9 protein-coding genes are annotated in these 10,800 nt (G+C 52.9%); 6 read left to right on the top strand and 3 right to left on the bottom strand.

The annotated features are described in order from the left end of the window. On the top strand, positions 1-351 hold a 351-nt coding region (locus AC2FGC_RS17325), incomplete at its 5' end, for a dienelactone hydrolase family protein (protein ID WP_496782994.1). 482 nt (positions 352-833) lie between these two features. Here AC2FGC_RS17325 and AC2FGC_RS17320 read toward each other — a convergent pair. Then, positions 834-1,757 carry a LysR family transcriptional regulator gene (locus tag AC2FGC_RS17320; RefSeq protein ID WP_496782993.1) on the bottom strand — a complete coding sequence of 308 codons (924 nt, stop codon included), beginning with the start codon at positions 1,755-1,757 and terminating at the stop codon, positions 834-836. 100 nt (positions 1,758-1,857) lie between these two features. On the opposite strand from AC2FGC_RS17320, the gene AC2FGC_RS17315 reads away from it, so the two are divergent. The 4 genes from AC2FGC_RS17315 (at position 1,858) to AC2FGC_RS17300 (ending at position 4,554) form a co-directional block, all read left to right on the top strand. Then, entirely contained in the window at positions 1,858-2,082 is a 225-nt protein-coding gene (locus AC2FGC_RS17315; RefSeq protein ID WP_496781227.1) for a DUF1127 domain-containing protein, read from the top strand. Next, a complete protein-coding gene (locus tag AC2FGC_RS17310; RefSeq protein WP_496782992.1) occupies positions 2,072-2,299 on the top strand; it encodes a DUF1127 domain-containing protein in 228 nt (75 codons plus the stop codon). The genes AC2FGC_RS17315 and AC2FGC_RS17310 overlap by 11 nt, the downstream gene beginning before the upstream one ends. Positions 2,300-2,480: 181 nt before the next feature. Beyond that, positions 2,481-3,032 carry a GNAT family N-acetyltransferase gene (locus AC2FGC_RS17305; protein WP_496782991.1) on the top strand — a complete coding sequence of 184 codons (552 nt, stop codon included), beginning with the start codon at positions 2,481-2,483 and terminating at the stop codon, positions 3,030-3,032. A gap of 553 nt (positions 3,033-3,585) precedes the next feature. Then, positions 3,586-4,554, top strand: coding sequence for an SMP-30/gluconolactonase/LRE family protein (locus AC2FGC_RS17300; RefSeq protein WP_496782990.1), 969 nt, complete (start codon positions 3,586-3,588; stop codon positions 4,552-4,554). Positions 4,555-4,827: 273 nt separating this feature from the next. Here the strand turns inward: AC2FGC_RS17300 and AC2FGC_RS17295 are convergent, their stop codons facing one another. Both AC2FGC_RS17295 and AC2FGC_RS17290 read right to left on the bottom strand, forming a co-directional pair. After that, on the bottom strand, positions 4,828-5,760 hold the full coding sequence (locus tag AC2FGC_RS17295) for a DMT family transporter (protein WP_496782988.1): 933 nt from the start codon (positions 5,758-5,760) through the stop codon (positions 4,828-4,830). Positions 5,761-5,891: 131 nt separating this feature from the next. After that, positions 5,892-6,650, bottom strand: coding sequence for an alpha/beta fold hydrolase (locus AC2FGC_RS17290; protein WP_496781222.1), 759 nt, complete (start codon positions 6,648-6,650; stop codon positions 5,892-5,894). A gap of 485 nt (positions 6,651-7,135) precedes the next feature. Between AC2FGC_RS17290 and AC2FGC_RS17285 the strand changes: the two genes are divergently transcribed. Next, positions 7,136-10,798, top strand: a complete 3,663-nt coding sequence (locus tag AC2FGC_RS17285) for an ATP-binding protein (protein ID WP_496782985.1) — start codon at positions 7,136-7,138, stop codon at positions 10,796-10,798. Positions 10,799-10,800 lie beyond the last annotated feature (2 nt).

Raw genomic sequence — 10,800 nt, 5'->3', positions numbered from 1 at the left:
GTTGGCGCTGTGGGTTTCTGCTATGGCGGTGGTGTGGTCAGCGCAATTGCGGTGGCCTACCCGGAACTGGCGGCGGGTGTGCCGTTCTATGGCCGCCAGCCAGCAGTTGAGGATGTGGCCAAAATTCAGGCCCCGCTGCTGATTCAGATGGGAGAGCTTGATGAGCGCATCAACGCAGGTTGGCCAGATTTTGAGGCTGCTCTTCAATCCAACGGCAAGGTTTATGAGGCCTACATCTACGAAAATGCCAACCACGGTTTTCATAACGACAGCACGCCTCGTTATGACGAGGAAATGGCAAACCTAGCCTGGGACCGAACCATTGATTGGTTCAACACCTATCTGAGGTAATTGGTGCAAGCTACGAAATAAGTCATGCGTTGATATCGCTTCATGGCAATCCACGGTTCATCTTGGCCAAGCCCTCAGAGGCCCTAGAAATCTGACTTTCGCAGTCAGCGTGTCCGCGACCAGGTCTTGGCCTACTGCCCCAACCATTGGGTGTTTTTTAGAGTCGAAACGATTGGAAAATATTGTCGAAGCGGATTTAGGTGAAACGATCCATCGTTAGGTGTTTAGCTCATCTGCGGGTTAAGCGCATTATCACTTTAATGCCGCTGATAGCAGCCGTTAATCATGTGTTCGGAGAAAGGCTCCTCTTAGATTGAATTAACCAATTCTATATTCACCAACCGCTACCAGATTTTTGATCGAGGTGCCCAGTCAGTTCTGTTTGAAACTCGGCTGGGCTTTTAAAAAGTCACAGCAGATTGGATCGGATAAACTTGGACAACTGCGATCGTTTCTATAAGAAGTTAGCCGTTCCTTTGGTCTTATTCAGAATCCCGAAACCGCCGCGCGAGATAATCCACAAACGCGCGGGTTTTTGGTGCCAGGTTCCGCCTTTCGGCAAACATTACGACAATATCTGTGCTGGGTGGTGCATACTCCGGCATGACGTGGACAAGTTCGCCGGAGCTAAATTTAATGTTTGCCATATAGCAGGGCAACCGTGCGATCCCGATGCCAGCAAGAGCGGCTCGAAAGACGACATCGGTGCTGTTTCCCTCAAAACTGCCCGTTGCTTCAAATTTCTCGCCTGCGTTCGGTTCGATATTGTTCCAAACGTTCCGCTGGCTTCTCCCAGCAATTCTCAAGCAATTGTGCTCAGACAATTCGGCAAAATTCGACGGTGTTCCAGAACGCTCAAGGTATTCAGGTGAGGCACAAAGTACCCTTCGGCTTTGCATAATGCGCCTGATGAACATATCTGGATTCTTGCGTTGTTCCGCAAAGCAGATCGCCGCATCGAACCCTTCACTCCGAAGATCAATTTCTCGGTCGGTCAGATCCAAAGACATTTGAACCTCGGGGTTCTGTTTCATGAACTCTGGCAGGGCAGGAATCAGTTGGGACTTACCGAATGCAACAGTGGATGCGATCCTGAGTTCTCCGCGTGGGACACCGTCGAAGCTGTGGATCATCGCTTTGGCCTCATTGAATTTGTCGGCCATCGCTTTGCATTTTTCATAGAAATCTTGGCCTTCTCGCGTCGGAGAGACACCCGTTCTGGTGCGATTGAGAAGGCGGTAGTGCACCTGATCTTCAAGTAACCCGATCTGCTTACTTACTGCTGATGGGGTCTGCCCCATTGATCTAGCAGCCGCAGAGATGCTGCCCTGCTCGACAACCGTCGTAAAGATTAGCATTTGCGCAGAAATGTCCATGTCGTGACCTTTGTTGTTCCAATATGGCATGGGGTCTTTGCCAAATTGTCGAATTGTGAGCGCTACCAAATACCCTTATCTCTGCATTGCAGCATAAATACTGCATTGCAGCAACGGACGAGGCAATATCATGGCAATTACTCGATCAAACAGCGGGCTAGATGTCGTTTTCGAAGCTGGCCGCACGTTCTTTCATCAAAAACTGGACGCGATACGCAGGGCACAGGCCAAACGCAGGGTTTTTCGCGCAACGTATTATGAGCTCTCGGTGCTATCTGACCGCGACCTGACAGATCTGGGCATTCCGCGCAGTAGCATCAAAAGACTTGCTATGGAGGCTGCATATGGCTGCTAACACCCAAACGGCTGGTATCGATCGTGGTCACGCCATTGTTCTATCAATCAGCTTCCTGGCGAGGATCGGAGCCACGGCAAATGCGGCCTTTAAGGCGCTTCAAACGGCCCGGATGCTTTCCACTCTTTCGAATATGAACGACCATCAGCTCGCTCAGATCGGAATCTCGCGATCCGATATCCCAGAATATGCCGCAAAATTGATGGCTAACGAATAGCGAAGTAGACCCTCAGAACAAAAGATTGAACGGAATTTGCTGGTCCTCGCTCCTCCCAGAGTAAGCCAGCAAGAGCGGCGGCGAAAAAGCCAACAGGGAGCGCCAACGCAAAGGGCCAGTATTTTCACCTCCTCCCGAAAATGCTGGCCCAAACCACCCTGCCAAGCAGGAGCCGCGAAAGATGAGAGGCAGGAGAACATCACGAGACCCGATCGTTCGTCGTCTCCGTTTCGGCGATCAAGATAGCATCTGTGATCATTTTCTTCGATTGGATGACCAGACTCGGCGCGCACGATTTTGTGGAACCGTTTCTAATAAAGGGGTTTTGGGTTATGCGCAGAATGTCCTTCGGTACGACAGTATCGTTTGTGGAGCGTTTATCTCTGGGCAATTGAGGGGCCTTGTGGAACTGCGCGGTATCTTTCAGTCATGGCAATCAAAGACCGAAGCCGCCTTCTCCGTGGAGGCCGAGTGGCAAGGTGTTGGCATTGGTGACGCTTTGTTTCAACAGATGTTCGCAATGGCACAGAACAGAGGTGTCAGGACAATCCAAATGATGTGCCTGCAGGAAAACCACCACATGCGCTATCTTGCTGCGAAACATAACGCGCGGTTTGTAGCTGACGCGGATATTGTTGAAGCAATCTTGCATCCCAACTGGCCTACGCCAACGTCAATTGCTATTGAGATCATCGCGGAAACTAGGGCACACTCACATCTGCTCTTCACTTAAACGACCAGTAGCACGCTGCGCATTACTGCCGTTTGAATGGGCTTTAGTGAATGACCCTTTTCCGCCCGACGTGCTGAAAACCATTCTCCGCATTGGGCTCTGTACGGTCACTCTTCAAACCACATCGCATGTCCAGTTTGCGGGCTAAGACGCACAATGGTTGTCAGCTAGTTAGCAGTAGTTGATTTGCATCCTGAGTAGTTCGAACTACTTGGTCAACAAGTGTTGCACCACCAGCACTTAGCCCCATCCAAGTTTAGCGATGTTGCTGGTCCCCGGCAGCCTGTTAGCCAAACTTGGTGGGGCTTTCTAGCGAGATGAAAATTCCTAAATCCCATCATTTCAACGACCGCTCCAGCCTTGGTGCCGATGTTAAGTGAATTACACTCAACGAATGCTTGGCGGAAAAAGCAGGCCAAGTCGAATAGCCGCGATGATCGCAACTGAGATTTGCACTTGCGTCCTTAGGGGCTTTGCCGATGGTGATTAACGCGCCCTGTTCAATTCAAGACCGGTCACTTAGCTTGAGCAGACACCACAATGAGGATGATTTATGACGGACAAATTTGACTTCGAAAATAGCTGGCAACCCTCCCAGCGGTATCCAGACCCATCCGTTGTGGCGTTCGATCCGCGGTTTGATAAATACAGGCTGCCGTTGGCCGGCGTAGAACGATTGGCAACTGGTTGTCGCTGGTGTGAAGGGCCAGTCTGGTTCGGTGACGGGCGATATCTGCTATGGAGTGATATTCCGAATAACCGGATCATGCGCTGGGACGAGGTTACCGGACAGTCATCGGCGTTTCGTCAGCCCTCGAATTTTGCCAACGGTCAGACCCGGGACAGGCAAGGTCGCCTGATTACGTGCGAGCACGGTGGACGACGGGTTACGCGCACAGAATATGATGGGTCAATCACTGTGCTAACCGATAGCTTTGACGGAAAGCGTCTCAACTCGCCCAATGATGTGATCGTCAAATCAGACGGCAGTGTCTGGTTCACGGATCCACCGTTTGGCATCTCGGGCAACTACGAAGGTCATCGCGCCGAACCAGAGTTAGGCCAGAACGTATACCGACTGGACCCCGACACCGGAAAACTGAAAGTCGTAGCCGATGACATTCTGGGACCAAACGGCTTGGCCTTCAGCCCCGATGAGACCGTGCTCTACATTGTTGAATCGCGTGGTGAACCGTCTCGAAAGATACTAGCTTATGACGTGAACACAGATGGTGCCTCGATCCAGAACAAGCGTGTGCTAATCGATGCAGGTTCTGGCACGCCAGATGGATTCCGCGTGGATGTGGATGGCAACCTCTGGTGCGGTTGGGGTATGGGTGATGCCGAACTGGACGGAGTGATGGTCTTTGACCCTGATGGAACTCCAATAGGTCGCATCGCTTTGCCTGAACGATGTGCCAATCTCTGCTTTGGAGGCCGTGCCAACAGCCGACTTTTCATGGCAGCAAGCCATTCTGTGTACGCCCTCTATGTCAACGTCGCTGGTATGGCGGGAGGCTAAATCTGCTCTCTGGAGGGCTTCTGCGCGAAAAAAAGGTTTCCCTAATGGGCTCTCATATCTCCGGACCCCGCTTTTTGAGCGACTACTATGGGCTCGAAGCAGTCGTTCGCCGCGCTCGGCGTGAACGACCGCTGTGCGGACTTTGCCGCCATTCGTTTGTCTTCGCTGAATGTCCGCTACTCAAAAATAGACCCGACGCTTGGCCGGGCCTGTTGGTGACGACGGGGATCGTCACTCCGTAAGGTGCTTGTAAAAAGTATTCCAGAAAGCGCCTCATTCTACTTTTTGGGGCTTGCGCCTGGCAAAGCGGAAAAAAAGCCGACCGTCGGTTACAGCAAAGCCAAGAGCAATGATGGCAAACCCGACCCAAGCTTCTGGCTCCATCTTTTCACCAAGGAACGTGACACCAAGACCGATAGCGAACGGTGGGATCAGCAGCGTAACCAAAAGAAGATTGGCGGCTCCGGCGCGCGCAAGGATTGCGAAATAAAGTACATAGGCCAGCGCTGTTGATAGAGCGGCCATCCCAATAAGCGCTGCCCATACTCCAGCAGACAGAGCGAAGCTTGGGGGACCATCCATCACGAGAACAATAGGGATCATAAGCACTGTGCTACCGATCAGCATGCCAAGTGCATTCACAAGTGGTGGTTGGCCTGAAAGAGCAGTTCTGCCCCATACACCGGCAAATGCATAGGAGAGCGTTGCCCCAAGGATAGCCAGCTGTGCCAGATTTCCCGGATTGAACTCGGTCAATGCGCTTGGCCCCATAATAAAGGCCACCCCTAAAATACCAAGTGCCGCACCTGCTATCTTCTTTGGAGTCAGCGGCTCGTCCTTAAGAAGCAAGCCAGCCACGACCGCAGCAAACATTGCCGTCGTTGCGTTGAGTATTGAAGCCAACCCGCTGTCGATTTGCATTTGCCCCCAGAAGATCAGCGAGAACGGAATAGCGTTATTGAGCGCCCCCATAACGAGATAAGCGCCCCATACCCGAGGGGCACGTGGAACTCTCAATCCTTTGAATAGGACGATGAGTGCCAGTATTGGGACTGCCCAGATCACCCTATGCAGCGTTATTGTCAGCGGGGGCACTTCAGTCAGTGCAACCTCGCCGAAGAAGAACGACCCGCCCCAAACCGCAGCGAGCAGAAGCAGCATGACGCTGGCTGTAAAATCCATTGCTGGCATGGGTTGGTTTGTCATGTCTTCTGGTTCCGTCACTAACTATCACCTAACGGATTAGCTGACGTGCCCCCGACACCGCGACCCGTTTCTTGCGGAAAGCCAAAACAAAGCCAACTCTCATCTATCCAATTGTGAACGGCTGCATTCGCCTATCGGCGGAGTGCCTCAGCAATCATTTCTGCAAGCCTTTCGGGCTGATCAACGCTCGCCCAGTGTGTGGCATTATCGAGAACGATCCGATCCATCTTGTTTTCTTCTAACCAACGGACGGTGCTATCCGGACAGTTATCAGGGTTGTAGAGATAAATCACATTTGCCGCGTTCTGCAAAAGCTCGCCGGGCACGCAGCTTGCTGAATAACGCCGTGCGTCGGTGCCGAGTTGCCACAGTGCCAGAGTATCAGCCTTCGAAACTTCATTACGATACCGTCGGATGATTGGTGCCGTTTTCGCCATTTCATCAAGCCGTTCAAGAAACGCCGCACGAAACGCAACTGGATCACCGTAGTCGGCGGCAGTTCCAGAAAAATAGGCATCCTCGGCAGTGATATTACCTTCCAATGAAATAATGGTTGTCAAAGGACAGCTTGCCCTTTTGGCAGCCAGTGAAGCTATGATTGAAGCAACCGAATGAGCGACAATGATCTCGGCTCCGTGCTTGTTCGCTTCGTCGGCGACGATTTGAGCAAGTGCCTCGAGAGTTGTTTCTTTTGCCAAAGGCTGAGCGCCAAATCCCGGAAGATTGATGGGTAGCAAACGATAGCTGTTGGCGAGGTGGGTGTCAGCCAAATCGTCATACATGCTCGCATTGTCACCAAAGCCTGCAACACAGAGAATGGCGGGCCTTTCATCGTTCGCTTGACTGGGGTGTTTGGTCATTTCGGCTTCCAGAGCATCGTATGCAGACATTAACACTGCTCCGCAGCATTCGACAATTTGGGCTCGTAGCAACCGTTCGCTGCAACTTGCTTGAACGACCGCTCTGCGGACGAACCGGACTGTTGAACTAGCATGGCATCGAGGCCGTTCATCGCCCAAACAGCATATAAATTGGCGCTTTGGCAAAAGAAATTGGCCGCAAATCAAAAGCCCGCTTCAGACTAAAGCCACACATTAATAAAACAAAGGAGGAACAGTCGCGGAGTGACTTGTTTCACTAGCACCTAACTTCGAGGCGTATAGATAGCTTTGTAAGACCTCATTTGCCAATTCAGCATCTGAAGCAAGGATAGAAAAATCAATATAAATCCGATACTACGAGTTCTTATGTTGTCGCTTGTTTTAAAGTTTTCCCAATTGAAATGCGCGGGCTTAGGGGAGGGTTTATCGGAATGAACGTCTCTTTGACGCCACAGCACAATGAGCTCGACGCTGAGCCTCCGGGGTTCACTCGAATGCTTTTGGTGGACACGAATATCTTCAAAGGTGTGATCGGAGAAGTGCCGCTGGACGGCAACGTGTTGATCACGGGTACAAATGCGGCAGGCAAGACGTCCGTCATTCAAGCACTTCCCTTGGGTTTTGGCCTTCCCCCGCAGAAGCTTTCTCGCAAGGCACAGGACAAAACCTTCTTTGGGCATTATCTGCCGCGAACGACCTCGTATATCGCATTTGAATATCGCAACCGCGCTGGCTCCAAACGCGCGGTAATCATGCATCTCGCGACCTCGGAGGAAAAGCTGGTCTATCGGTTTGTACGTTCCGAGCTATACGAGAATATGTTCGTGACAAACGATGGCAAGTTCGTCGAATTTAGCCATCTTGCCAAACACTTGCGTGACCAGGGCTATCAGATCGCGTCACGGCAAATCACAACTCAGGTCGAATATCAGACAATCATTCAAGGCTTGCCCATTGAAAACCCACGTCGGAACGATGTCGTGCAACTTCAGGCGGATTACGCGCTGGCGCCGCCGCGTACACCTCTCAGAAATGTTGAGAATGTCATTTTCTCCATGCTCAAAAAAGACGGCAGCCTGCGCGCACTGGAAGACATGGTGGCCGAACAGGTACTGAAAGGCGAGCGGCGCATCAAACTGGGCGGGAAACGCGAAAGCCTTGCCAGCTGGCCAAAACGCTTTCGGTCCTATCGTGACGTCATGGCAAAAGAAGACGATGTTTTGCGTCTTGTAGCCAAGAATGCCGTTCTGGAAGAGGCCCACCGGCGCCGCAAAGAGGCCCTATCGGAAATGCGTGGGCTGCTCAATGATCTCGAAGAGCAGCTTGAGACTTTGTTGAAAACCCTTCCTCGGCAAGAGCAGGCATTCCAGGAGGCGGAAAATGCCCATGCGGCCGATCGGGAAGCGGCTCGAAAGGCGCTGGCGGAGATTGAGGTCAAACTCAACACGGCGTCAGCTGAAGTGAAGCGACTAACAGAGAAATATGCGAGGTTCATGGATGACGACATCGAGGCCAAGGTGGCAGAATTTGCGCGCCTGTCTGAGTTGGAAGACGCGGCCCGGCAAGTTTCGGAACGCCTGACCGCGCTCAAGAGCGAATTGTCAGAACTCACGAGCAGCTATGACATACTCAAAGAGGCACGGCGGGAGACGGCTGATAACGCCCTTAGGGAGATCGCGCTTGACCGCAAGAGGTCCGAGGACGGACGCCGGGCCAAGCGCGAGGCGATTGAAACGCGCAGGCAGGAGAGCCGCGAGCGCGCGGAAGAAGATTATGCGCCGCAAATGATCGCGGCATCGAACAAACTAAAAGCTGCGGCGGCGGCTGTCGGAGCGGCAGAGGAAGCCGCTAAGAACCCCACTGTCGACAGCGCAGTCCTAGAGCGCGTCACCGAAGCGCAAAAGGAAGTCGACACGCGTCAGGCGGCCTATAACGCGGCCGTTGAACAAAAGGCGCCTCTGCAAGCCCAAGAAACTGCGGCCAAGTCAGACGTTGCAAAAGTTGACGGTGAGATCGAACGCCTCTCACAATCCAAACTGCGTCTGGAAAAAACGCGCGAAGAGCTGGAGGCTTCTAAAGCCCCCTCTGATGGAACCCTGCTTGCGTTCCTGCGTCGCCAGCGACCGGATTGGGGCGATACTATAGGGCGTGTGCTAAGAGAAGATCTGCTCAGTCGGACAGATCTCAGTCCAAAGGATCTCAGGGCAGAAAGGAGTGTTTTTGGGCTCGACCTTGATCTGGAAGACGTAGACCCGCTTCAGCAGGCAGATCTAAGCGTGATTGAACTCAACATTGACCGCTGCATGGCGGATATTGGAGAGGTGCAGCAGAACATTGCGACCTCCAAAAAGAAACGCGATGAAGCCTCTACCCGACTGAGAGAGATTCGGCGCAAATCCAGTGAACTTGAAGTCAATACTGGCATTCTGGCGCGCAAGTTAAAGCATGCTAGAGGGCACCTGACAAACTGTCATGCAGCGAAGGATACTGCCCAAGAAACTGCTCGCGAGGCAGCCATCACGCGGTTGCAGGAAGCTAAGAAGGCACAGGCCCTGGCAGAGCACGAAAAGACAGACCTGGAGGCGGAGCGTGCAAAAGACCTTGCCGGATATGAACTGCGGCACCGTGAGGAGTTGGAGGCGCTTGAAGAAGCGATCATGCGTACCACACAGGCGCTGTTCGAACGGGAGACGCGGATCCGCAATTCACGCGAAGCGGATCTGAAGGAACTCGATAAGGAACGCGCAAAGGCCCTCCGCGACAAGGGCGTCGACCCGCAAACCCTCCAGGATCTCGAAAAAAGTGCAAAGACGCATCGCGACGCACTTGCCCGCGTACGGGCGATTGAAAAAACGGTCGTGGCATGGCACAGTTTCCTCGCCGATGACTGGTCCCGGGTGGATGCGTGCCGAGCAGAGGCGGAAAATCACAAAGTGACCGTCGGACGGCTGAGCCAGGCGTTGGAGCAGCTGATTGAGGGTTGGACGCGCAAACGCATGGGGCTTAAGCGCGAGATCGATCAGACCGAGAAGGACCTATCTGCCCTGCGGGAAAATAGGTCAAAGCTAGAAATCCGCCTGCAGCAAAACGCCGAAGAAAGGCCGGAACCTGTACGCACGTCACGGACGGTGGATGCGCTTTTGAGCGCCTTGAACGATGCGGAGCGGGAGCGCAACACGCTGACTCAGGAAATCAGAATTGGCGTAAAAGACGTGGCGCGGGTCTTCATGGCTGAGCCGGGCAGCCCGCCGGAGCAGCACATCCAGCTCCGCAGGCAGGCTTTTCAGTCCTTTGCTGAGGGGCCTGAATGGTTGCCAGCGTTTGAAGATTGGTTCAACGAGCTGCATGAGCAGCATCGGGACACATTGCGCAACGACGCGCATTTCCACGCTGAAGAGTTCAAGAACAAGTATCAGATGCTCAAGCGTACCGACGAACGGATCACTGAAGAGAACCGCTTGTTGCAGCGCAGCCTAAGCCAGAACATTGCGACAGACGTTGTTGAGGATATTCAAATTAAGATCGAATCCGGCATCAAAGAGCTGGAGTTTTTACCCGCTCTTGAACGGATCTCCGAGCTACACGAGGACTGGACGCGTTCCGGTGAAGACTTACCGCCGAACGTGTTTACTGAGGCGCTGAGCGACCTTCTGGAGTATTGGAGTGGCAACGACGGCATAACCGCGGACTTACGTCAGCAAATCAGATTGAGAGGCCATGTAGTTGAAAACGGGATAAAGCGGGACTTCCACGCTTCAACCGACCTTGCGGACATTTCCTCCAATGGCGTGTCGTACCTCATCCTTACAACGATCCTAGTTGGCTTCATCAATATCGTGCGTGGGAAAAAACCAGTTCAGATGGTCTGGGCTCTCGACGAGTTGGGAAATATCGACAGCAGAAATGTTCGTAACCTACTGAAGATGCTGAACGACAATGGGATCAATCTCATTTCAGCCACGCCAAACGCGGATCTGGGTATCCGAGAGCGATTTACACAACGCTTGCGGATTGTGAAGGACAAAAATCTTGGTCCACGCTTGATGGAAGTCCGCGGCGCCGCGAAACCCTCCCATAGCCTGGTTTGGTCGAAGGAAACCCAGAATGAAATGCAGACCCTTCCTTCTCAGTCCGTTTCTGTTGGCGGAGAAGGATGACC

This window comes from Ruegeria sp. CDSC054, assembly GCF_059610645.1.
This window is presented reverse-complemented; position numbering and strand designations above follow the sequence as displayed.